The sequence below is a fragment of the Mesorhizobium sp. M1163 genome (assembly GCF_040318415.1).
Classification (GTDB): Bacteria; Pseudomonadota; Alphaproteobacteria; order Rhizobiales; family Rhizobiaceae; genus Mesorhizobium.
The window spans coordinates 75,981-100,481 of record NZ_JAMYMF010000007.1 but is presented as its reverse complement, the minus strand read 5'-3'; the positions used below and the strand labels follow the sequence as shown (position 1 = coordinate 100,481).

Here is a 24,501-nt window from a genome sequence, read left to right as displayed (position 1 = left end):
TGTCTTTTGGTTTCAGGGTGAGGTTGCGCCGGCGTTGGTCTGTCTCTAGGCCGGATAATCAAGGGTCTTGCGACGGTCCGGAGGAGCGCAGCGTCAGCGTTGCTCCGCAGCAGCACGCTGCAGACGGCGGTCGCCAGCTTGAGGCGCAGTTGCCGCAACCACTCGCCATCGTCTCCGATCGGATCGCAGGACGGCTACGCGAATCTGAGCACTGCCAAATCGGCCTAATTTTCCACTGCCGAATGGACGATGAAACGCGTAAGCGAGTTTCCGGACCGGAAGGTATGCGTTGGGTTGCCTAAACGATGCAGAGGCGCTGCTGTGTTGCGCGACACGCTCGACCGCAAGTGCGGACGGCATAAGAATTTTGGAGAGGCCCGTGATGACTGGGGATTGCGCCGGTATTGGCGACGCGCGAAGACTGGGTCGATATCTGGGCGAAGGCAGCCGCTGCGACGCAACTTCATACCGGAGAATGGAGGCCGCGCTGGGAGGTTGTTGCTTCGGGCTAACAACTCAAAGTGATTGTCCGGGAGAGTTCGGCGATGTCGCCATAGATCATCGAACCAGTGACGAGAAAACATTTATCACCGAGGACTTCGAAGAGTGAGCTTGACGCGGCACAAACCGGCAGGTTCTTCGAATTGGCGTGCGTGCCGAGGGTCGCGGTTTCGACCTTACGGTCCTTGGATTCGGCACAGCCGACACTGATCGCGAGGATTGCGATAGCAATGAGAGTCGTCTTGCTCATATTTGGCCCCTGGAGCCAGCTCTTGTCGGGTAAGTCGCGCGATGCATCAAAGTAGCACTGGCCCACGATCGGCTCCATCCATCGATCGGAGGAAGCGGGCTCATCCATTAGCAATATCTTGAGTAAGGCGCCGAGCGCACCTGACTCATGGAACGGCGCGCGGAATTTCCATTCGTGACGAGGTGGCGATCACGGCCACCTTCGCAGACGGGTCACTGAGGACCACGTCAGCGTTTCCATCCCGAGCTATAGCTTTCCGCATTCGATCATCGATCATACCTAGGTGAAGAAGGGGCAGCAGATCGAGCTCGCCGGAGAGATCACGCTCATAGACGAGGAAGGCGGCAGGGTGACCGTCGATCTGGGACCGCTGGTGACGATCGACATCGACAAGGTCAGGCTGGTCGAGAAGTACAGGACGCCAAAGCGCAAGAAGCCGCTGCGCGACATGGTGGATTAGCTCGCGGACCGCCGCTTATCACGCGACATCGGTACCACTCAAACGAATGGCAATTTTCTGTCTGAATGCGTTTAGGGTCCATGCTCGGAGACCACGCGTGGGTATCGCGCGGGAGACAGGTGACTCCCCGTTTCAAGGCGTCGAGATGCTACGAGCACTGAAAAGTCAGTTCCTTAGACCTAAAGATCGGGCGATCTGCCAGCGGGTTGTCGACCAGGTAACCGCCGACGCCAAATGGTACAGCACCTCGATAGATGGTCAGATTCTGGCCTCGACGACGCTGAATCTCTTTCAATCAGGGGTCGTAAACGAAACGAATTTGCTGGCACATGTTCGCGCGCGGCGCCACGACTTCACTAAACTGACAGACTAGTTCTTCAGCCTCGCGACATGGGGGCGAAATGCGGTTCTTCGTAATCCGCCGGGCGGTCATGCAGCAAGTTGAGCGCCCGCTTTAGGTCCCGTGCAAATTGTCGATGGCGTCGTAGTGCGGACAGAACGGCCTTAGGGACAACTGCGCGACCCGCAGTTCCTTCGTCAGTAGGCATGCCTGCCGCTCCATCTTGGCAACATGTACTCGGAAATCTGATCATGGCGGCGACGGTGCGGCATCCCGCAAAATAGGAATAGATTCCCGCCCTCAGGGCACATAGACTTCGTCCCGCCGCGGGCATTTTGGGGGAAGCATGAAAAGTTATGTGCGTTTGTAGCCATCGACGTTTTGTCGGGCTGCGCTACTCGCCCAGCCGACATCAAGCCCATGCTGGTTTCGTCCAGCGTATGCGGGCAAGTCCTGCAGCCAGTTGGAAGCCGAACTTTACCGAACGAGTTCCGACCTGGTGCCGATAATGGCCGTACAAGACAGAACCGCCCGCCATGACGTGGACGGCGTGTTTTGGCTTGGCTTGCCGGTTGGCAGCATGATGGACAACACAGACATCAAGGCACGTTAAGCCACGATCAGCGAGCTGAAGGGCAACATGGACGCGATCAACGCACACCGACGAAAGGGCGGCTGTGTTGCCGGCACTTTGTAAGCCGTTCCAACGTTAAAATTGTCGGCTTGCTTCCCTCCCCTCGCGACTGCGGAGTGGTCGTTTAATTCGATTGACTCGCGTAATGCACCGGCAGTTAATCTCCCCGCCAGGGCAAAAAGAGGGGCTATGAAACTGGGAGCAAACGATGACTGTCCAAAAAGAAGACTATCGAACCAACAGAGCCGACTACGCCACAGCTGCGATGCATAGCCGAGCGACCGTTGAGGGCGATCGTGACGATTTGGTGGCGAGGAAAAAGTCCCTGTGGGTAACAGATCGGCGATCTGCAAAATTGGCCGCAAACCCGTCCGAAAGCTCGCCAGAACCCAAGGCAAAAGCGCGCGGTAAGTGAATCGTGCCAGCCACTTTCTTACCGCCGCGTACTTCGTTCGCATGGTTCAATTACATTAGATTTATCTAATATATTAACCAGCCAGTCGAGCATTCCCTAAGGCTCGCTGGTCAGGCCCAGCGGCCGCCCCCCCTAACCCAAGCTGCTGGGCCGCCACTCAGAGCAAAGCGATGTATGAGCATACTAGCATAAGTGATCGTCTCCACCTTGCCGGCCTTGCTTAGCACCACCTGAAAATCAGCTTCGAATCTCCGAATGTGCGGGGTCCCAGTGGCCATCACTAGACATTTCGAGATTTGCGGTTCGAGCCGGCTCGCTTCATCGGCCGGTGACGGAGTACATCATCTTGACAAATCAACACAGTCGGCACCCTCGTCCCCTCGTTCGGTCGAAAGCTAGGTGGAACAATCAGGGTGCGCAACTTGTCATCACTGATATTGCCGCTTCACCCTAGCTTTGAGCGTGCGCCCTTCGGCCTATGCGTGGTTCACCGTTTTTTCACTTTATTAGCGCACGTTCATAAACGGACATGTTGGTGTAGCTTGTACGTGCCCAAAGCCCCGGCGCAACGACCCAGCGCCGGGGCTTTTTTGTCCGCCTGGCAATCCGCGTGTTCAATCCGAGATCGCTCTCAATTCGAACGCGAGCGAATTACGGCGCAAAGTCACTTAGCAAGACGCTGTGGGCGGCACCGCGGTGCGAAGCGCGAGTGCGGAGGAACTTTCTGGCACTCCGCCAATTATTCTGCATGTCCAAACAGCACACGTCGAACCGCCCCTTCTCTCCCAGGACAGCCCGGACAGGAGCGTGAACTGCGCAGTCGCCCTCGAAGGCGCGTACGCCGCTCTGGTGTCCTCTTGCATCGAGCAAGGCTGGACGGCTGAAGAGACTGCCACCGCACTTTTCAACCTCGCCAAGGAACATCTCGAACAGCTCAAGGTGAGGCCATCGACTTAAGCCTAGCTGCGCGTGTTTCGACATTTCGACGTCGCGGTGTCGGATTATTTGCATGCAAACCAGTTTTACGACGCTATCCTCTCAACGGAAGATTCTGGGAGGAATGCATGGCTGCGCATGAGCAACATGCCGTTGAAATTATTAGGGACAAAGAGTGGTCGGTTCGCGTGACGGTCAACGGCACCACCACCGCGGTCCCTTTTACATCTGAGAGCTACGCGCGTTCGTTTGCAGACGGTCAGGCGTTCCGACTGGGCGTTCAGGTCGCGGAGACCAAGAAGGCGGCCTAGCTGCGCGCTTGCCCCAAGAGCCCCACAGCGATTGAACCTCGAGTCACCAAAGCCGGTTGAAATTAGCCGTTGCGCGGCATAAGAGCTTGTGCCTATAGTTAGTACGTGGCTCGCACGAACAAACAAACTGACTGTGACGACCTGTAGATGGCGTCCAAGCTGGGCTGCTGCGCGGTCTGGAGGTGAGCCGGAACACTCAACAGGGGATACGCACAGTGAACCGCTTTCAGAAGCTCTCGACCGCAGCGCTCGTCGCAGCATCCTTCACGTCGGCCGCCCTCGCCGCGAATGACAAGCTGACGATCGGCATCGTCACCTTCTCGACATCCGACGTCGACACAAACCAGATGGTCGACACGATGAGCCAGGAAGCCAAGTCCAAGGGCTGGTCGGTGGAAACGCTCAATGCCAATGGCGATCCTTCGCAAGCGATCACCAGCATAAAGCAGCTGGCAACCAAGAAGGTGGACGCCATCATCGTCACGGTCTTCGATTCGACGGGCCTGGCGGCCGGGCTCCAGGCGGCGGCGGACGCAAAGATCCCCGTGCTTTCGGCCGGCGGCGGCATGACAGACGGGATCGCGCTATCTGCAAGTACCGGTGCTGCGCAACCGCTGATCGACTTGATGCTGAAGGACATCGGCAAGTCCGGAACTGTACTCGACCTCACCTATCATCCCGGCATTCCGTGCCGCGAACGAGCCGACGCCTTCGATGCGGCGGTCAAGGCAAATCCGGGGCTCAAGGCGACCTCGCACGAGATCAGTATCCCGGGTGCTGCCGAATCCTCGCAGGCCGCGACCAGCGCCTGGCTTGCAGCCAATGCCAACGCCAAGGGGCCGTTCGCCATCTTCAACTGCTATGACGACAACGCCATGGGCGCGATCGCGGCGCTGAAGCAGAACGGCCGCAGCGACGTGAAGGTCTATTCGTTCAACGCCACGGCACCTGCTGTCCAGGCTGTCAAAGACGGGACGATGACCGCCACGCTCGGTGTCGATCTGACTTCGGCAGGCAAAATGCTAGTCGATCAGATTCCCGATATCCTGGCAGCCGGCGACCAGTGGAAGCCCAAATCCTTTGTGCCAGGCTATACGCTCGTCACCAAAGAGAACGTCGACAAGTTCATCAAGGACAATCCGCAGTAAGCTCTCCTGATTGTGGGTCTGGGCCGGACTTGCCTGGCCGGGCCGGAGTGCTGTCATGAGAGCCGCCATGTCCGCTGATCATTCCCTGCCCGAAACCCACGCTCCGGCAGAGGCGCCCCGCGTCCTGCCGTCAACGCAGACCGGCTATGCCTCGCCCAATGCCCGACATCGGCGCGCGTTGCTCATGCGCCTGCTTGGGACCTACGGTACCATCATCGTGCTGGCGTCGATGCTGGGGGTCTTCTCGGTGCTGGAGCCGGGGACCTTCGCAACCATCGGCAATTTTCGCAATATCGTAAACGACATGGCGATCGGCACCATTGTCGCGGCCGGCCTCACCGTGCCACTCGTCGCCGGTGATTTCGACCTCAGTATCGGCTATGTCGCGAGTTTCTGCGGGCTGCTCGTGGTCGGGCTGTTGAGCAGCAGTGGCTTGCCGATCCTACCCGCCATCTTCCTTGTCATTGGCCTCGGAACGGCCATCGGCATTGTCAACGGCATTGTCGTTTCGAAGATCGGGGTGAACGCCTTCATCGCCACGCTTGGCACGGGCACCATCGTCGTCGGGCTGAACTACGCCTATTCGGGCGGAATTCCGCTGCAGCTCACCCAATCGCGCGAATTCACCAATATCGCGATCGGCCGGATTGCCGGAGTGCCGCACCTCGTCATCATCATGGCCGTCGTGCTTGTGCTGCTGTGGGTGATCCTCAACCGAACAGTGCAGGGCCAACACATCAAGGCCATCGGCGTCAGCCCGGAATCAGCGCGCCGCGCCGGCGTCGCCGTCGATCGCAGCCGCATCGTTGCCTTCGCCATTGCCAGCACCTGTGCTGCCATCGGTGGCGTGCTGATGGCCTCCAATCTCGGCTCCGGCCAGGTGACGGCGGGTGACAGCTTCATGCTGACGTCGTTCTCGGCCGCCTTCCTCGGCTCGGCGGCGCTGCGAGAGGGTCAGTTCCATATCCTCGGAACCTTGATCGGCGTGCTGACGGTCGCCGTCGGCAACAATGGGCTGGCCATGATCGGCGCGCCGATCTTCACTCAGTTCCTGTTCACCGGCTGCCTTCTCGTCGTCGCCGTAGCGCTCGGCGGTATTGGCCGCCGCTATGCGAGGGGATAGGCCATGGCGCAGAAGATGCTGCTCAGCCTGCGCCGGATCTGCCGCAGCTTCGGCGGCATCCAGGCACTCGATGACGTTTCGCTGGACATCGCCAAGGGCGACATACTCGGCCTCGTTGGCGACAATGGTGCCGGCAAGTCCACGCTGATCAAAATCCTGGCCGGCGCGCATGATCCGACTTCCGGCGACGTGATCCTCGAAGGGCGGCCGCAAAAGTTGTCGCCGCCGTCCGAAGCGCAACGCCTCGGCATTGAGACGGTCTATCAGGACCTGTCGCTGATCGGCACGTTCACTGCCGCCGAAAACTTCTTTCTCGGCCGCGAGATCGCGCTTGGCCGCGGCCCGGCGCTGCTGCGCTGGATCCGCCGCAAATCGATGGGCGACATCGCGATGCGCGGCCTCGAGGAACTGCACATCGATATCCCCGGGGTGCGCAGCAAACCGGTGGATCGCATGTCCGGCGGCCAGCGCCAATTGGTGGCGATCGCGCGCGGTGCCTTTTGGGGCCACAAGCTGCTGCTGCTCGACGAGCCCACCGCGGCGCTCGGCGTACGCGAATCCCGTGAGGTGCTCGACCTCATCAAACGACTCGGCGCCCAGGGGCTGACGATCGTCATGGTCACCCACAATCTCGATCATCTCTGGCAGGTGTGCAACCGCGTGGTGGTGATGCGCAGGGGCCGCAAGGTCGCCGATCTCGCAAGTTCCGGCACCAACATGGAGGACGTCGTCGCTTATATCACCGGCGCCAGGCAGCCGGCGACCGCGCAGGCGGAAGCATGAGCGCGACTGAAACGATGACGCTGCGCCGGCTGCTGGGCAATGCGCCGAGCCGCTGGGGGCATTGGGGTGCCGACGACGAGATCGGAGCGCTCAACTATCTGACCGCCGACGAGGTCAAGCGCGGCCTGGCGTCGGTGCGGGACGGCCGCACCTTCACCCTTGGCGTGCCGGTCGGGACCTCTGAGGGCGATGCCGTCTTTCCCGGCCGCTGGCCGGCGAAGCATTTCATGGTCGCCGACAAGGCCGGCTTCGCGAACGGTCACTGGCAACCGCTTGCCGGCGGCCTCGAATTCGCAGACGACTATATCACCGGCTTCGCACAGGCCGGCACGCATTGCGACGCGCTCGGCCACATGTGGTTCGACGACACGCTTTGGAACGGCTTCGCGGCAAGCAGTACCAATGGCGGCATGACCAAGGCCAGCATCATGCCGATCGCGGAGCGCGGGATCGTCGGACGCGGCGTGCTGCTCGACATTGCCCGGTTCCGCGGCAAACCGGCCCTTGAGCGCGCTGAAACATTCACGCATCGCGACCTCATGGAATGCGCCCGGGCCCAGGCGGTCGATATCCTGCCGCGCAGCATCCTTCTCGTTCGCACCGGCTGGGTCGGCGCACTGGCGGCGGGAAGCCAGTGCGTCGGCGATGGATATTGGGAACCCGGACTGACCTTCAGCCTCGACCTCGTGCGCTGGTTCGACGAGATGCAGATCCCCTGTCTAGTTACCGACACACTGGCCAACGAGACAACCTACGAGCCCGAGACCGGGTTGATGCTGGTTCTGCACGCCGCGCTGATGCGCAATCTGGGCGTGGCGTTCACCGAAATGGCATCGCTCGACCTGCTGGCCGCCGACTGTGCCTCGGACCGCCGCTACGAAGGCTTCTACTGCGCCAGTCCGGTCAAAGTGAGCAAGGGCACCGGCGGCGCGGCAAATCCAGTGTTCATCAAATAGCACCCAACAAGGTGGAACGGCTTATGACTTCTGCAGACGACCAGATCTGTTTCCTGCCAGCCACGGAACTGGCCCAGCGCATCCGGCGCCGCGACCTGTCGCCGGTTGAAGTGACCGAGGCCTATCTGCGCCGCATCGAGGCGCGCAACCCGGTGGTCAACGCCTATACGCTGGTTCTCGGCGACCAGGCGATGGAAGCTGCGCGGGCCGCCGAAAAGGCCGTGATGGCAGGCGGTCCGCTTGGACCGCTGCATGGCGTCCCCGTCGGCATCAAGGACCTCGACGATATGGCCGGCGTGCCGACCTCAATGGGGTCGTGGGCGGTGCACGACCGGGTGCCCAAAACAAGTGCCGTGGCGGTCGAGCGCCTGCTCGACGCAGGCGCCATCGTGCTAGGTAAGACCAACACGCCGGAGTTCGGCCATAAGGGCATCACCGACAATCTGCGCTTCGGGCCGACCAGCACGCCCTTCGCGATCGGCTACAATTCCGGCGGCTCGTCCGGCGGCAGTGCGGCAGCGGTCGCCGACGGCATGGCGGCCCTGGCGCAAGGCACGGACGGCGGTGGTTCGGTCCGCATCCCCGCCTCGTTCAGCGGCACCGTCGGCTTCAAGCCCTCTTTCGGCCGCATTCCTTCGGTGACTCGCCCCGACGCCTTCCTGTGGGGACATCCTCTGGTCCATATCGGACCGCTGACCCGCACCGTTGCGGACGCCGCGCTGATGACCAAGATCATGGCCGGGCCACACAACCGCGACCCGTTCTGCCTGGCGGATGAAGGCGTCGACTATGTCGGCGCCGTTGCCGGGTGGACGCCGAAACTGCGCGTCGCCTACAGCCCGCGACTAGGCAATTTCCCGGTGGACGCTGAGGTCGCCACCGTCGTTGCCCGTGCCGTCGATGTCATGCGAGGACGTGGCATCGAGGTTGACGAGGTCGAGCTCGATTTCAGGGCCGATCACAAGGAACTGGCGGCGCTTTGGGTGCGCACGATCTCGATCCACTATGCTGCCATCGCCGTGTACTTGAAACAGGAGGGCATCGACCTGATGGGCAAGCACGCCAAGGTGCTCACCCCGCAGTTCCTCGCCATGCTGGAGGGCGCCTACAAGGTGTCCGCCATCGACCATGCGCTCGACGATCTTTTGCGCACCGGCGTCCATGAGGGCCTCGAGGATGTATTCGAAACCCATGACCTGATCGTCTCGCCGACGCTGGCCGTTCCGCCCGTCAAGAATGCCACGGACGGCAACACGATCGGGCCGACATCGATCAATGGCGAGGCGGTCGATCCGCTGATCGGCTGGTGCATGACTTATCCGATCAACTATACCGGCCACCCGGCGATTTCGGTTCCGGCCGGCCTTACGGCGCGGGGCCTGCCGGTCGGCCTGCAGATCATCGGGCGGCGGCACGCCGACGAAACCGTTCTGGCGTTGGCGGCTCAGTTCGAACGCATGCAGCCCTGGTTCCCAAGCTATCCGGGGCTCGCTGGATAGTTGGGTGTCGAAATACCCAAGGTCGTGAACCCATAAATCTGAGAGAAGGATGGGTTCACGCTGGTGGCATAAAAATAGGCCTCAAGGGGGTACCGATCTCCCTCGCACATCAGCTTTCCGCCGCTCTCTTCGGCCCTCGGCTGGGATTTCGAGTTCCACGGCCGCTGATACGCTGATATCGGCCCGCAAGTGCGGGCTGATACGCTGATATCGGCCCGCAAGTGCGGGCTGATACATACTTGCCTGAACTAAGTAATCGCCAGAGGCAGACCCCCTTACCGGACTGGTCGGCGTGCTAAGCAAAGCCCGCCATATGTTACGTTGAGTCAGCAGCCCACATCAGCTCCTCTGATAAGAGTATTCACCTCGTCGACTGAGCTCGCATCGGCGGGCGTACGTCGGAAACCCACCGCGAACCCGAGAAGCGAACAGGCGGATAACGGGATGAGAACTGGCCCGACTAGCGAATAGTTGGCGAAGCAGCTTGGTAGGCCGTTGCCAACCTGACTGCGAGGTCATCCAGCGCGACCACATCGACTTCTGTGGGAGGCGTGTCGGTCGACGACCTCGGCGTTGGAGCCACCACCTCCAACTCGGGTGACCGAGTTGAAACCGGACAGAGCGGCAATCTCAGGTTGGGCGGGAATTTTGGGCAAGACCGGGCACGACGCAAGTTGATCGTAATGCGGTCATTCCCGAGTGCGGGCTGGCTCCTCGAAGCATGCGTCGAGCGAAAATCCCGACATTCGCCGGACGTGTTCGGGCGCGGTCTTCTTTGCCTGGCTGGACGTCGACCGAAAACATTATTCCGACAAGTGTTGTCGAGGGGGCCGATCGGCACTCCCGCCGCAACAAGCCTCATGTGGTTTTTTCGCGGCCGTGCCGATTCAGGGTGCTCGCGTATGTGTGAGTCTTCGCGATATGGGCAAGCACCTTGGCTTTGCTTGGCCCGCGAACTATCACTGCCCAGTCGGTCGAGGACGGGCGGGTATCCATTCCAAACGAACGAGACATGGTCTGATCTCCTGTGGTTTCGGTTGTGACGCCTTCTCGGCGCTTACGGGAGGATCGCAGCGTGGCGGCGAAGCAAGCGTTTGAAGGCCCGTCGTTTTGCTGACTGCAGACCAGCGCGGCTCACCGTTGGCTGACGCAAAAAACCTCTCGTTTTCCCACTGTCGTTCCCACTGCACGTCAAACGCTGCCGCCCGAGGGTTAGCCGTCCGGGACGATCCCGGTCGCGCAACATCCGAACCCAGGAGTGAATGACATGCACGACGATACAATGATCATGGAAAAGTCTGCCGTTAAGAAGGCGCCGCGGGAGCCAAGGAACGGCGTCGACACGCCCACCCTTCTGGCCACCATCAACGCCGTCGCGGGGCAGCCCGAGCTTGCCAAGTTCCAGTTCCGTGCCAAAAGCCGCTGGATTGCCGGCACGCACAGCAGCAGCACGATGGTCAACTTCTTCGGCGCCGGCACCGAGCAGTCTCACAAGACGGCCTACCGGGCTGACAGCGACCATCCAGCCGTCCTATGCGGCACTGACAACGGCCCGACGCCGGTCGAATATCTTCTGCACGCGCTTGCTTCATGCCTCACGGCCGGCATCGCGAACATCGCGGCCGTGCGCGGGGTGACGCTGCATGAGGTGGAATCGACCGTCGAAGGCGACATCGACCTTCGCGGCATCCTCGGCATCTCGAATGAGGTCCGCAACGGCTACCAAGGAATCCGTATCTCCTTCAAGATCAAGGGCGATGCTCCCGCTGAGAAGCTCGAGGAAATCGTGATTCAGTCGCGCACCCGTTCCGCCGTGTTCGACGTGCTGACCAACGGCGTGCCGGTCTCGGTTGCCGTCAAAGGCTGACTTCGGTCCGCAAGAGCAATATCGCCGGCCTCGTCCTGGAAAGGATGGCGCCGGCGATCTGTTGCCCCTGCTTACGAGGCGCGAATCCATGCAGCGTACAGACGTAGCCATAATCGGCGCCGGACAGGCGGGTCTCGCCATGAGCCGGTGCCTGTCCGAGCGCGGAATCTACCACGTCATTCTGGAGCGCGGCCGGATCGCGGAGCGCTGGCGCAGCGAACGGTGGGATTCGCTGCGCCTGCTGACGCCCAACTGGATGACGCGCCTGCCCGGCGGCGGCTATCGCGGGGCCGATCCCGATGGCTTCATGACAATGGCCGAGACCGTCGGGTTCCTTGAGGATTACGCGTGCTCGATCACCGCGCCGGTAGAGGACGGTGTGGAGGTGCTTTCGGTCGAAAAGATCGAGGGAGGCTTCCGGCTGCTGACCGATCGTGGCCAATGGAGCGTGCGTGCGGTCGTGGTCGCGACCGGAAACAGCGACCGGCCCCGAATTCCATCAATCGCAAAGCACATCTCCTCCCGTATCAGGCAGATCGTGCCGCGAGACTATCGCAATCCTCGGCAACTGGTTCAGGGCGGCGTTCTCGTGGCCGGAGCCTCGGCGACGGGAATACAACTTGCGGAGGAGATCCATCGCTCCGGGCGCCCGGTAACCCTGTCGGTCGGCAGCCATACACGCCTGCCTAGGCTATATCGCGGGCATGACATCCTGTGGTGGCTCGACCGGCTGGGAGCGCTTGTCAAGCCCGTCGCCGAAGTCTCGGATCTCGCCGCGGCACGGCGGCAGCCCTCGCTGCAGCTCATAGGGACACCCGAGCGCAGGTCGCTCGATCTCGCCGGCCTTCAGGAGCAAGGCGTTCGTCTTGTCGGTCGAGCCATTGCCGCCTGCGATACACGCATTCGGTTCAATGGCGATCTCGCCGACACGACCGCGGCGGCGGAACGCACACTGAGGCGCGTACTGGCCAACACAGACCGCGCGGCCGTCGCCGAGGGTCGTGACTCGATCGATCCCGGTTCCATTCCGAGCCTGATCCTGAGCGCCGAACCGACCGAAATCGACCTCACCGACGAGGGTATCGAGACCATCATATGGGCCACCGGCTATCGCCGCGAATACTCATGGCTGAAGTTGGATGTGTTCGACACCCGGGGCGAAATCCTGAACGATGGCGGCATCTGCTCGTATCCGGGACTTTACGTGCTCGGCCTCAATTTCATGCGCCATCGAAGCTCCAGCTTCCTCGATGGCGTCGGCCGCGATGCCGAGGCTTTGGCGGCTCACATGGCAATGTTTCTCGACGCCTCCCGCCGAGCCGCGGCCTGACCGTCGAATACAACGTTGGCGCGGCAAAAATCGACGTTGACTTCAACGCTGACGCTCACGCCCGACCACGACAAGGGCTCCACTGGCGCCGTAGTCAGCGCCCGCAACCATGGAGAAAATCAAAATGAGTGCAATGGTGAACCCATCCCTCTCGCTCACCACAACGCGAGGTTTGCGCTGGGCCGGCGGAACAATGCTGGCCGCAGTCTGGCGTTTCATTCGCATCCAGCGGGACCGTCGACAGCTTCATGAGCTGCCGGACTACGTCCTGCGCGACGTCGGCATCACCCGCTTCGAAATCAACTCGATCACTTGGTTTGCTGGGCGTGATACCAGCACGCGTTCAGGCGTTTTTGAGCGCGAAGGGGGAGGTCATCCGATGACGTATCGACGTTCTGCGTCTCGCTAAGGTGTGCCACGCGCTTGTCATCGTCCTGTACTGCTCCCGGCGGCAGCGGACGGCAATGGCGCAACCTGGCGGAGCGGCTCGATGACGGATACCGGTTCATCCCACCCGATCTGATCGGGGCGCCGGGCGGCGGCACCTGGACTATCGCCGGCGCTTTCCATCTGGCCGACGAAGCCGCCGGGGTCCTGGAGATGATCGACCACCATGACGGAGTGCATCTTGTTGGCCATTCCTATGGCGGTGGATTGGCCCTGCATACAGCGGCGATGCGTCAAGACCGGCTGGCCGGCCTCTCCCTTTATGAACCGTTGCCTTTCGCCGGCAGCGTAAGCTGGACTCTGAGGGCCACGAGGTGCTCGGCGAATGCCGGCGGTCGCAGCGCGATACACGACGGCTTGATCGGCGGTAGCCATCTCTCCGGACAGCTCGTTTCATCGACCACTGGAGCGGAGCCGGCACCTTCGACGCGATGAGCCAAACTTCAGACTGCACTCGTACAGTTTCTGCGGAGCAGGCTCGACTTCCACACGTCCATGCCGGCTCGGGAATATGCCCGATTTGGCTTTCGGGTCTTGGTGTTGTGCGGCGAAGTTGCACCAGTTCCGACTCGGCTCATCATCCGTGAGCTGGTTTCCGCATTCCGGCCGCGATTGGGCGATTGTTCCCGGCGCTGCTGACCCATGCGCGAGCTGCGTGACCGCAACTTGCCTGCCCTACAGGCAGCGTAAACCTTCGAGGCAACTGCGTGGATGCGGAGGAGTCACACCGTGGCGGCTATGCGATCGCGCACGATATTTCCGGCCGGATCCTCCGTTTCGAAGAAATCCTCCCGCATCTGCATTTCTGTGTAGAGCTTGGCCGCTTCCGCGAGAGTGGCATCCGCGCCAGCGATCTTGCCGCGCCGCTTCGCAAGCCCGAGAGCTAGCAAGGAGCGGGCAAGCTCCGGCCGTAGTTCAACCCGCCTGGCAAGGCTGCAGGCCTGTTCGAGCCAACTAATGGCCGATCTGGAAGTTTTCAGCTCGGCAAGGCCGCGCAGTGCGACGATCTCGCTCCACGGATCGCGGCGTCCCCGTGCAAGCTCGAGCGCATGGCCGAGATTGGCCGCGGCTTCCGGCTCACAGAGGCGCGCACGCACGCATGCGAGTACAGCGCGCGCGTGACATTCGAACTGGGCAAGATCGAGCCGCTCAGACTCGGTCACCGCCATCTCCAAGGTGGCGCCCGCGTCGTGGTTGCGGCCTAGCAGGAATTCCGCATGCCCGAGCACCGTCAACAGCCATGGCCGGAGTAGGATAGATCCACTGGTCGCGGCTTCGGAGGACCACAATTGCAGCGCCTCGACAAGCGTCGGCTCGGGCCCGCGCAGGACGCCCACCACACCGGTGAAATAGGCGGCCGCGCAGCTGTCGATCGGGCGCGCCACTTCGGCGGCGACCTTCTGCAACTCGCCAAGCGAGCGCTCCGCATCGTCGAACCGGCCAAGGCGCGCTTCCGCCTGCGCGCGGTGCCCCAGGTACCAAACCGCACGAGCACCGAGCTGTCCGAAACGCTCAAGAGGCCAAGCTTTGGTGAATCTCTCCTCATGCGGAACAAGCCGCTCCAGCACCTGCCGCGCCTCGCTGCGGATCAGAAGCGCCTGTGAGGCGGCCAGATCCGACTCGCTTATGCAGCGCTGCACGCCGTTTGCCGTCGCGCCGCGCTTGAGTGTATCGGCCGGTTCCAGCGCCTCCTCATAGCGGCCGTGGGAGCTGTTGAGATAGCTCAAGTGGAGCAACACGTCGGAAATGAGTTGCGGATCGCCCAGTTCCATGGCCAGTTCGCGCGCTTCCAACAGCTGCGGCAGCACCTTCCGATAGGCACCGAGGGCGCCGTAGGCGGGCCGCATCCGCACCCGCAGGTTGATCGCCTGGGCGAGGGTTTTCGGATTTCGGGGCAACGCGGCGACCGCTTTGCGGGCGCTTTCGAGGAACTGGACCGCGGCGGAATAGGCCGAGCGTTCCTCGGCCCGACCCGCCGCTTGCAGCAGATAATCCGCGGCAGGTTCCCATGCCTCGGCACGAAGCGCGTGTTCGGCCAGTTGCTCGATGTGGTGGTTCAGCGATCCGGCATAGAGTCTTTCCATCGCAACCAATGCAGCCCGATGCAGCCTTTTTCGGTCCTCTGCCAGGAGGGATTCGTAGGTCACCTTCAGCGTCAGCGCGTGCTTGAACGTATATTCCACGTGAGGATAGCTCTGGACCTCGAACAGGAATTCCAAAGTCTGCAGTTTGGCCAGGCATACCTCCAGCTCCGCCTCCGAGAGCGGCGAGAGCGCCCGCAGCAGCGGATACGGAACATTCTTGCCGATAACCGAAGCGAGTTGGAGTGCCTGCCTTTCCGAGTCACCCAGCTGCTGGATGCGTGCGGCGATGAGCGATTGAACCGTCGACGGGATGGTGATGGATTCCACCGGTCTCGTGAGCTCGTAGCGGCCCGACTGGCCGGCAAGGACGCCGTCCGCCACCAGTCCGCGCACCATTTCTTCCAGGAATAGCGGCGTGCCCTCGGCCCGCTCGGCAAGTGATTTCCGCAGTTCCCCCAAACTGGGATCGAATCCCAGCAATTCGGTGAGGAACTGCTCCATTTCGTCCCGCGCGAACCGCTCGAGCCTTATCTGCTGGAAATAGCCGCGGCGGTTCCATTCGTGCCGGTACTGCGGCCTGTAGGTGGCGAGCAGCATGATACGGTTGGCGCCCATGACTTCGACCAGCCTGTTCATTACGGCCTCGCTCTCGGCATCCATCCAGTGCAGATCCTCGATAAGCACGGCTACGGGCGCGGCCCGGCTCAAGGCAACGAGAAAGGCGCTCATCGCCTCGGATACCCGTGAGGTCCGCTCTCGCGCATCGAGATGCTGCCAGGAAGAATCGTTGATCGGCAGGTCCGCGAGGAAGGAGAGCGGCGCCGTGTGACGTGGATCCAGGTTCAGCTCCGCCTGTTTGAAGGCAAACAGGCGCTGGGCCTCCGCCAGGCCGTCTTCGCCGCGAATGCCACAAGCCGAGAGCAGCAGTTTCTTTACAGCGCCCAGAGTAACTGACGTATCAAACTCCAGACCGCCGCATTCAAGCACAGTAAAACCAGCCACCTCGTCGAGGGAGAGAAATTCATGGGCAAGCCTCGACTTGCCCATGCCGGGGTCGGCGACGATCCCGACGACCTGGCCGTGGCCCTCCCTGACCCTGCGCCAGGTTGAAAGAAGGATTTTGAGCTCGAGCTCGCGCGCCACCAGTCCGGTGAGGCCACGGTTGGCCCTCAGGTGCCAGCGCGACAGCGCGTAATTTTCGCCCAACAGCTCGTAAATGCGTTCGTCGCGGCCAAGGTGCGGATGCTCCGAATGCGCCAAGCGGTGCATCTGCACATAGCCCCCCGCGGCTGCGCGCGCTCGGCCTGTCGCGGCGATCGTCGCACGGTGCAAGGCACGCATCAGCCGGTTGGCTGCACGCGGCGCGGCTCCGGCCAGTTCAACCTTGCTGGCTTCGGTCGTCCATTGCTGCCGTACGATCACCTCGCCGGTGTCTATTGCGGCCCTCAACTGGATCCCGCCCTGGGAAAGCTCTTCCACTGCCAGCTTGGCCGCAAGCGCGGCGCGGCACGCAAGATAAGCGTGATCCTCGGTGGCGCGAGCGAGGCCGAATGCTGCGGTGATTGTCCCGTCAGCAGCCGACGTGACGACGCCGCCGTGGCTTTCCACGACTTCTATCACCCGATCCTCGACGGGCTGGAATTCGCGAATTGCTACTTCCGGATCCGCCGTTTCGAGGAGATGCACGGGACTGATCACTTCCGCGGCCAGCACTGTTATGTACTGCCGAGAGCGGTTGATTCCCAAGGACGCCGGAGGGCCTGCCAGTTGCTGCGTCTGTTCGGGGTCGGCGAGGAAACGACGCGTTTCTTCCACGAAGGTCGCGAATGCCGGTTCATGGCCAAGCAGCACGTGGTTGACGCTGTCGAGCGCGACGAAACGCGCGCCGGGGATTTTCCCAGCCATCGCCTGGCCATGATCGAACGGAATGACTGCGTCCCTCGTGGCATGCATCACCAGGGTCGGAACGCGGACCCGCGGTAACAGCTCGTCCACGTCGATGACGGCGCCTTCCTCGAAGATGCGATGGGCAATCTCGGGCGAGACGGTATTGCGTTGCAGCTCGTTGTACCAATTCCTCTGTTCCGGCGTTGCTTGCGGAATGAAGAGAGAGGTGAACATCTGCCGGAACACCGGGTCGTCTTGGCCCCAGCCTTCCTGTATCAGCGCTCCCATCGCTTCGCGGCGGGCTATTTCGCGCTGATTGCCCCGTTTACGCCAGCCTTTGGTAAATCCGCCATACAGCACCATCCCGGCCACGCGCTCAGGATGCCGGACGGCATAGGCTATCGAAACGGCGCATCCCTGGGAAATGCCAAGCAGGGAAACGCGGCGCAGACCGGCCGCATCGATGATGCTCTCCAGGTCGGCGACCATGGCCTCGAAGGATAGGTCGGCGGGATACCGATCCGATAGGCCGTTCCCGCGCTGGTCGTAGCGTATCAGTTGGTAGTGCGCGGACAGGCCCTCGATCCAATGCTTCCATACCGGACTGTCCCATTCGAGCTCGAGATGGGACATCCAGTGGGCGGCCCTTACCAAAGGGGGGCCTTGACCACTCAAGGAATAGGCGAGGCGCGCGCCGTCGGGCGTTGTGCACCGCCGGATCTCCTGCGCAAGGACCCGCTCCGGCGCAGGGGGGAGCTGTATCTCCGCCCCCGGCCAAACCTGGGTCGGAGTGACGCTCTCACCGGCGGGAGCGACCTCCGTGTCCGTTCTCGAGGCGCGGCTCTGGACCATGGCGGATTGCCGTGCTGCCTCGCTCAGCCGACGGATGTCTGCTCGAAGAGCCTCGTCTCCGGGCTCCAGCCCGTGCAGGACATGGGCGTACGGAAGCGCCCGCGCCGGCTCATCCGCCAGCCGGTCGACTAGCACCCGAAGGATGCGCAGATGCGTCACGTGCAGTTCGTCGGCGGTCGCAATGCGCCAGGCTTCGAATTCCGGACAGCGCGGCAGTGAGAGGTCATCCAGGAAACGTCCGCGAAACGCTCCGGCGAGGGCTTCCAGCTTTTCCCGTTCGAGAGCCTCTATGTCGCGAGTGCCAAGGCCGCGGAGCGGCGCGATGTCCAGCACGATTTCGCTGGTGTTCAGGCGAACTGCGTTGCGGTCGGCTTGCAGGATCTCGCCGTCCCCGAGGTCGACGACCTGTCGGATCTTCGAGAGACTCCAGCGCAGGGCGCCGCGAGGATCGTCCGGTATCTCCCAGAACATTTCGCAAAGGCGCTCGCGCCGCTGCGGGCGCTCTACGAGCGCAAGATAGGCCAGCAGCGCCCGCGTCTTTTTCGAAGGCGGCAAGGAAACGACCTCGCCAAGGCGAAGGACGGTCAGATCTCCGAGAACGCGAATTTCGAGCGACACTTTGTTGATCCTAGTGCGCCTGCTAAATTAGCGATGGATTGTATCAAGTCCGTGCCGCTGCCGAAAGCGTTCGTTTCCGGAGCGCGAGGTTTCCGCCTGCGCTGATTTGCTCTTCTCTTGGTGGGAAGGCCGACAAGGCCGACACGGACAAGTACAGATGAAAGCCGAGCCGGAACGGGATCACGCCCGTTCCGCTCGCTTGATGGTGGCGACGGCACTCTGAAAAGACCCGGAGGCGGGATCTCACGCTGCCGCGCGCACCCATCGAGGCAGCAGGCTCTCGGGATTTGCGCATGCGCCGGGCGTGTAGTTTGCGCCGACAAACTCCAGCCGGGCGGCGAGCGTGCCGTCCCGCCAGGCCGCAAGCGTATCCATGCAGCCACCGATATGCTCGCCGCCGACAAAGACCTGCGGAATTGTAGGCGAACCGATCCGGGCCCTCAGGGCCTTGCGGATTTCCCCGTCCAGGCCGTTCTTCTGGAATTCCGGAGTATCGATTTCGATGGACCTGTAGGCGATTCCGGCACGGTCGAAGAGCTTTCTTACCGTCCAGCAGAATTCGCACCATGTCAGCGCGAACATGACCACCGGACGCTCCGGATCATGGATCGCCTTGTCGACCATCGCAGGCGCCGACTGATCGATTTGGATTTCGTTTACGGGTGCCGATGAAAGGGCGAAGGACGGCGGCCGGTCGAAGCGGTAGCCGGGTGTGGAGCGAGAGATCGCCTCTTCGGCGGGCGACATGTCCTCGCTGATGTGATCGAACAGGATCGTGCTGAGATACCGCTCACCCGTATCAGGCAACATACAGAGCACGTTCCGGCCCGGGCCGACGCGTCGAGCAATTTCCAGTGCCCCGCTCAAAGTTGCTCCGCCGGAGATGCCCGCCAGTATTCCTTCTTCCGTCGCAAGCCGGCGCGCGGTTTCCAGAGCGCTGGCGCCTGAAACGGGTATGATCTCGTCCACAAGATCATCAGCCATCGCCTTGCCGACGATCTGCGGAATGAAATCAGGGCTCCACCCCTGCATCGGGTGTGGCCGGAACCGAGTATGCGCCCGAGTCGGCAGCCCCTGTTCGTCGAAAGTTTGAGGAATGCCACTCGACAGCAGCGCCGAATTGTCGGGCTCGCAGACTATGATCCGCGTTTCCGGCCGCTCGCGCTTGAGCACTCGCGCCACACCGGCAAGTGTTCCGCCGGTCCCGGTGCCGGTGACCCAGTAGTCGAGTGGACGGTCCTGGAATGCCGCGATGATTTCGAGCGCTGTCGTGCGGGCATGGACATCGGCGTTGACGGGCGTCTCGAATTGCCGGCAGAGGAACCAGCCGTGCGCTCCGGCCAGCTCGACCGCCTTGGCGAGCATGCCGCTGCCGCGCTCGACGGCAGGGGTCAACACGACCTTGGCACCGAAGAAACGTATCAGCTTGCGGCGTTCGAGGCTGGCGTTCTCCGGCATGACGATGACGAGAGGATAGCCTTTCCGCGCGCAAACCATGGCAAGTCCGATGCCCGTGTTGCCGCTCGTCGCCTCGATCACCGTCTGGCCAGGCCGAAGTGTACCGGAACTCTCCGCTTCTTCGATGATCGCGGCGGCAAGACGATCCTTGACCGAGCCGCCAGGATTGAACGCCTCGATCTTGGCATAGAGCGAAGCGGCACCATTGTTGATGCGGGAAAGGCGAACGACCGGCGTGTCGCCGATCGTGTCGAGAATGCTGTCGTAGATACTGCTCATCTCAGCTGTCCTTGCCTGGTGATGACGGTGCTCCGCCCTCTTCGATCTCTGAGGTTGGCAGGACGGCCGTGGTTTGTAGCGTTCGAACCAACGTGGAATTAAGCGGAGTTTCGACGTTTGAATCAGCGGCTTATCGCAGGATCCGCAAGGCGGCCGCATGGGAACTGCGCTCTCGCGCCGGATGATGCCGCCAATACGCCCAGAACCACGAGATTGGCCGCGCCTGCGACAGATGCCACCAGGAAAGCGGGCCCATAGCTGCCGAAGCGGTCATAGACGAACCCGCCGAAATAGCCGGCCACGCCCATGCCCACCCAGGCGATCAGCATGACGATGCCGAGTGACTGACCAAAGCGTTCGGCTGGCGCAAACTGGTGCACGCAGAGGATCAGGCATGTCATGTTCCCGGCAAAGCCGAAGCCGAAAACCGCCGACAGCACCAGCAGGCTCACTTGCTGGCCCAGCGCGGGAAAAATCGCAACGCATGCAGTCTGAATAAACGACGCCAGGGCGTAGGCAGAAAGGTTGCCTGCCCGGTCGGCGAGGAGCCCGAATGCGATCCGCCCGATGGCGCCGAACAGCATGGCGATCAACACGCTAAGCGATCCGACATCCGAAGACCCGCACACGGCCGTGACGAAACTCGTGAGGTGCATCAGCGGGACGCCCATGCAGGCGCAGCAAAGGAAGGCTGCGGCAGATAGCAGCGTCACCGGGGAAAGATGGCCACCTTGGAAGCCTGGCGTCGCTGAAAAACGCACCGGTGCGGCAAGGATCCGATCTACGGGCGGCGCCTGAACCGCCGGCATGAAGATCGCCAGCGCAGCCGTCGTCGCCACAGCTATGATCGCGTATGCGAGGCGCCAGCCGACACCGTCGATCAATGCATTTGCGGCGTAGGGCAGTATGCCCTGACCAAGGGCTCCGCCTGCTGTGACGATCCCTATCGTCAGGCCGCGCCGGCGGTCGAACCAGAGTCCGGTTACGCCAAGTACCGGCGCGTACAGACAGGCAAAACCTAGCCCGCCCAAAGCGAAGTTGGCCGCATAGATCTGCCAGAGCGAAGTGGCGAAGGAAAGCGCGGCGAGCGCGATCACCATGCCGGCCGAGCCGATGAATAGCAGTGTTCTGATATTCAAACGGTCCGCAAGCCGGCCCCAGAACAGCCCGCCCAGGGCCATGCCGACGCTCGATAGCGTGTAGGCAAGGCTTATATCGGCTCGCGACCAGCCAAACTCCGCCTCAAGCGGTCTGATGAAGACGGATGTGAGCGCCAGGCTGCCAAATCCGAAAGCCATGGCGGTCGTGGCGCCGGCCGCAGCCAACAGGCCGCGTAGCCGTCTTGCGCTGTCGGGAACCTCCCTGCCTCCAGTTGGTAATGATTGACGATTCGACATGTTCCTGCCCTCGAACGACCTCTTCGAGGCTGTCATCGGCCAGCGGTATGGAAGCAGGCGTGTGCGTCAGCGTGGAAAGCTCCAACGCGGGCCGTGGAAACGGCGGTACTAGATCGGAAGCTGCAGCAGCTCGGAAATCACCAGACCGGCTGCGCCAACGAGGGCGGCCCGGTCGCCTGCATCGCCGGCAATGAATTCGATGGCGCCGCCCGGTCGTGTCGGAACCATGCTGCGCACATGCTCCGCGATTGCGCCCAGCAGGCGATCGCCGCCCAGCACGACATCGCCATGCATGATGAAAATGTTGGGCGCCACCGTCTGCTGGAGATTGGCGATGCCGACGGCGACGTTGCGGGCATAGCGGTCGAGCAGTTCAGCCGCCCCCGGCAGCCGCCGCGCCGCCATGTCGACGAGGCGGGCCGAGTCGATCAGGTCGGGTTCGGGCAGAGCCGCGCGGGCGGCCTCGCGCCGGAGCCAGCTCAAGGTGGCGATGGTGTCCCAGCAGCCGCGCCTGCCACAGCGGCAGGGCTCGCCGTCGAGCTGCACGAAAGTGTGTCCCAGTTCGCCGCCTGCGCCTGCCGTGCCACGATAGAGGTGCCCGTCGAAATAGAGTGCGCCGCCCAGAACCTCGCCCGTGTAGACAACCGCGAATTGCCTCACGCCGCGCCCGGCGCCGAACCAGCGGTCACCGACCAGCAAGGCGCGCGGATGATGGTCGAGCTTGACCGGCAGGCCGAAGCGTCGCCCGAGCTCGTCGGCAAGCGGGTAGCGGTCGAGCGCCGGCGCGAGATTGACAGCGACGATCGACCCGCGATCGGTGTCAACCATGCCGCCGACGCCAACACCGATCCCGAGAGGCGTGCGCCGCGCCCTGGAGAGAGTGTCGCCGACGCATTCGGCGATGGTCTCGATGATTGGCCGGACCGGACCCCTGCCGTCCGGCAGGGCCATCTTGCGTTCCGATTCGATCTTGCCGTCGAGCGTCGCCACGCAGGCATGCACGGAATCCGGCATGAGCAGCACACCGCAGATCGGACGGGCATTGGGCGAAAACCACAGCGGCCGGGCCGGCTTGCCGCCGCCCGGACTGGGAGGAACCGGCTCGCTCTCGACCAGCACCTGATCGTCGATCAGCGGCTGCACGATTCCGGAAATGGTGGTGCGGTTGACCCCGGCCAGGCGGGCCAGTTCAGCCCTGCTCGTCGGCCCAAGATCGAACAGGGCCTGCAGCACACGGCCGCGATTGGTCGAGCCGACCATCGAGGACGACAGCAGCGCCTTGCGCCGGCGCGAAACCCGCTCCGCGCCGGACGCATCGCCGGGCGGCGTGAACAGAGCGCTGCGTCCGCCATTCGGGCGCCCATCGTCGGTATCGTCCATCGTCGGGTTTTTCATAAGGGGCATCCTGCCAGTTCTTCTAACCCAGGACCTTACCGGTTTCGAGCACTTTGTGCGAGCAGGCAACAAACTCGTGCATTGCCAGACAAGATGCGTCGCCAATGTTCAAAGACACTGAGATCTGCGGGCCGCCGAGTGGGGAATTCACCGAATGCGACAGAGTTCTGAAAGACATTTCGTGTCTCTGGGGTTGTTCAAGCCCAAGGAGACACCATGGCTTTCGAGTTGCAGACAGCGCCCCCTATCCGTGCGGCGCAGTACATTCGCATGTCCACTGAACATCAACTCTATTCCCTGGAGAACAAGGCGATGGCCATTAGAGAGTACGCGGAGCGGCGCGGATACACTATCGTCCAAACCTACGAAGACGCTGGGAAAAGCGGCCTGAGCATAAGAGGTCGCGACGGACTGAAGCAGTTACTGGCCGATGTCATGACTGGCCAAAAGACTTTCTCGGCAATCCTCGTTCTTGACGTCAGCCGCTGGGGCGCTTTCCGGATACGGACCAGTCCGCTCATTACGAGTTTATCTGTCGTGATGCAGGCGTCGCGGTGGAATATTGCGGCGAAGAATTCGAGAACGACGGCAGCATGGTCTCTGCAATCCTCAAGACCATGAAACGGGTGATGGCAAGCGAGTACAGCCGCGAAGCGAGTATTGAGACGGCGGTCGATTGTCCGTTGGACGATAAGCTCATCATCCGCCTCTTAACACCGGCACTCTTCGTCGCGACGAAGCTGGAGGCATATCTCGGCAGAGGTGGGAACGATCGGCTTTTTAGCCGAGATGCCGAGGACATACTTTTGATCGTCGATGGCCGAGAAGAGTTGGTCGCTGAGCTGGGAGGCGCCGAACAGGAGGTCCGTACCTATATCGGCGACCAGTTCAAAGACATGCTTGCAGCCCCAGATTTCGACGACTTTCTGGAAGGCAATATCAGAGGGCCCCAAGGACGGGTCGAGATTGTGCGCCAGCGATTCATCACGATAACCCAATATGCCAGCGGTGGCTGACCTGGTCTTCGAAGTCGACTGGACACCAACAGGACACAAGAACTCCGGACAACCGCGACGATGATCCGACGCCGCTGCCGCCATGCTGACGCAGGTGCTCGAAGTCTAGTGCGTCACGGTTGAGAGCGAGCTTCGCCGTTATGGACCGGGGAGCGTTCTCCGCATGAACTCGAGGCTGTCTCGTTCCGGAAATATGCTTCCCGGTCTTGATCAGGCTTAACCTCGGCCTTGAGGAGGGCTTCACCCACTCCGTCAACGGTCTCCCCTCACGGTCTTCATTGTAGTCGGCTATTCCGGCGGCCTCGCCCCCAGCCGGTCCGCTCCTCGAACTGAAAGAGTCAGTCTGGCGTTGAGCAGCTTACCCTAACCGGCAACGAACCCAACCGGCCACGTGCCATCGGATCCGGTGCCCTGCCCTGCCCTGCCCGCCGGCACTTGCATCCCGCCTCTGAGCGTGCCTGATTTACTGCCGTAAAATATGATCCTTATGACAGAGAAAACGTGCCGTTAGCTTG

At 62.1% G+C, this 24,501-nt stretch carries 19 protein-coding genes; 14 read left to right on the top strand and 5 right to left on the bottom strand.

What is annotated here, in order from left to right:
• Positions 1–508: 508 nt before the first annotated feature.
• Entirely contained in the window at positions 509–859 is a 351-nt protein-coding gene (locus NKH43_RS09160; RefSeq protein WP_352857650.1) for a hypothetical protein, read from the bottom strand.
• Between the two features lie 175 nt (positions 860–1,034).
• Here NKH43_RS09160 and NKH43_RS09155 point away from each other — a divergent pair, with 175 nt between their 5' ends.
• The 12 genes from NKH43_RS09155 (at position 1,035) to NKH43_RS09100 (ending at position 13,435) form a co-directional block, all read left to right on the top strand.
• Positions 1,035–1,211: a hypothetical protein gene (locus NKH43_RS09155; protein ID WP_352684617.1), complete on the top strand. Its 177-nt coding sequence runs from the start codon at positions 1,035–1,037 to the stop codon at positions 1,209–1,211.
• A 97-nt stretch (positions 1,212–1,308) separates the two neighbouring features.
• Positions 1,309–1,584: a hypothetical protein gene (locus NKH43_RS09150; protein WP_352857648.1), complete on the top strand. Its 276-nt coding sequence runs from the start codon at positions 1,309–1,311 to the stop codon at positions 1,582–1,584.
• A 2,080-nt stretch (positions 1,585–3,664) separates the two neighbouring features.
• A complete protein-coding gene (locus NKH43_RS09145) occupies positions 3,665–3,847 on the top strand; it encodes a hypothetical protein (RefSeq protein ID WP_023722434.1) in 183 nt (60 codons plus the stop codon).
• 215 nt (positions 3,848–4,062) lie between these two features.
• Positions 4,063–4,995, top strand: coding sequence for a sugar ABC transporter substrate-binding protein (locus NKH43_RS09140; RefSeq protein ID WP_023722433.1), 933 nt, complete (start codon positions 4,063–4,065; stop codon positions 4,993–4,995).
• 67 nt (positions 4,996–5,062) lie between these two features.
• Positions 5,063–6,118, top strand: a complete 1,056-nt coding sequence (locus tag NKH43_RS09135; protein ID WP_352857646.1) for an ABC transporter permease — start codon at positions 5,063–5,065, stop codon at positions 6,116–6,118.
• Between the two features lie 3 nt (positions 6,119–6,121).
• Positions 6,122–6,901: an ATP-binding cassette domain-containing protein gene (locus NKH43_RS09130; RefSeq protein ID WP_352857644.1), complete on the top strand. Its 780-nt coding sequence runs from the start codon at positions 6,122–6,124 to the stop codon at positions 6,899–6,901.
• Positions 6,898–7,857: a cyclase family protein gene (locus tag NKH43_RS09125; RefSeq protein WP_352857642.1), complete on the top strand. Its 960-nt coding sequence runs from the start codon at positions 6,898–6,900 to the stop codon at positions 7,855–7,857. The genes NKH43_RS09130 and NKH43_RS09125 overlap by 4 nt, the downstream gene beginning before the upstream one ends.
• A gap of 23 nt (positions 7,858–7,880) precedes the next feature.
• Complete coding sequence (locus tag NKH43_RS09120) at positions 7,881–9,356, top strand: amidase (RefSeq protein ID WP_352857640.1); 1,476 nt, start codon at positions 7,881–7,883, stop codon at positions 9,354–9,356.
• Positions 9,357–10,638: 1,282 nt separating this feature from the next.
• The gene (locus tag NKH43_RS09115; protein ID WP_352857638.1) at positions 10,639–11,223 is read left to right on the top strand and encodes an OsmC family protein; all 585 of its coding nucleotides are present in this window, start codon (positions 10,639–10,641) and stop codon (positions 11,221–11,223) included.
• An 88-nt stretch (positions 11,224–11,311) separates the two neighbouring features.
• A complete protein-coding gene (locus tag NKH43_RS09110; protein WP_352857636.1) occupies positions 11,312–12,553 on the top strand; it encodes an NAD(P)-binding domain-containing protein in 1,242 nt (413 codons plus the stop codon).
• A 124-nt stretch (positions 12,554–12,677) separates the two neighbouring features.
• Positions 12,678–12,962, top strand: a complete 285-nt coding sequence (locus tag NKH43_RS09105) for a YjiS-like domain-containing protein (RefSeq protein WP_352857634.1) — start codon at positions 12,678–12,680, stop codon at positions 12,960–12,962.
• 14 nt (positions 12,963–12,976) lie between these two features.
• Positions 12,977–13,435 (top strand): alpha/beta fold hydrolase, encoded by a 459-nt coding sequence (locus NKH43_RS09100; protein ID WP_352857632.1) that lies wholly within the window; start codon positions 12,977–12,979, stop codon positions 13,433–13,435.
• Between the two features lie 287 nt (positions 13,436–13,722).
• Here the strand turns inward: NKH43_RS09100 and NKH43_RS09095 are convergent, their stop codons facing one another.
• The 4 genes from NKH43_RS09095 to NKH43_RS09080 all read right to left on the bottom strand — a co-directional run bounded on the left by NKH43_RS09095 (position 13,723) and on the right by NKH43_RS09080 (position 22,970).
• A complete protein-coding gene (locus NKH43_RS09095; RefSeq protein ID WP_352857630.1) occupies positions 13,723–18,441 on the bottom strand; it encodes an alpha/beta fold hydrolase in 4,719 nt (1,572 codons plus the stop codon).
• 243 nt (positions 18,442–18,684) lie between these two features.
• A complete protein-coding gene (cysK, locus tag NKH43_RS09090; protein WP_352857628.1) occupies positions 18,685–20,178 on the bottom strand; it encodes a cysteine synthase A in 1,494 nt (497 codons plus the stop codon).
• 122 nt (positions 20,179–20,300) lie between these two features.
• The gene (locus tag NKH43_RS09085; RefSeq protein ID WP_352857626.1) at positions 20,301–21,503 is read right to left on the bottom strand and encodes an MFS transporter; all 1,203 of its coding nucleotides are present in this window, start codon (positions 21,501–21,503) and stop codon (positions 20,301–20,303) included.
• 180 nt (positions 21,504–21,683) lie between these two features.
• Entirely contained in the window at positions 21,684–22,970 is a 1,287-nt protein-coding gene (locus NKH43_RS09080) for an ROK family transcriptional regulator (RefSeq protein ID WP_352857624.1), read from the bottom strand.
• A gap of 216 nt (positions 22,971–23,186) precedes the next feature.
• On the opposite strand from NKH43_RS09080, the gene NKH43_RS09075 reads away from it, so the two are divergent.
• Together NKH43_RS09075 and NKH43_RS09070 are read left to right on the top strand one after the other, a co-directional pair.
• Positions 23,187–23,591: a recombinase family protein gene (locus NKH43_RS09075; protein ID WP_352857622.1), complete on the top strand. Its 405-nt coding sequence runs from the start codon at positions 23,187–23,189 to the stop codon at positions 23,589–23,591.
• Complete coding sequence (locus NKH43_RS09070) at positions 23,564–23,986, top strand: hypothetical protein (protein ID WP_352857620.1); 423 nt, start codon at positions 23,564–23,566, stop codon at positions 23,984–23,986. Before NKH43_RS09075 ends, NKH43_RS09070 begins: the two co-directional genes overlap by 28 nt.
• The last annotated feature ends 515 nt before the right edge of the window (positions 23,987–24,501 follow it).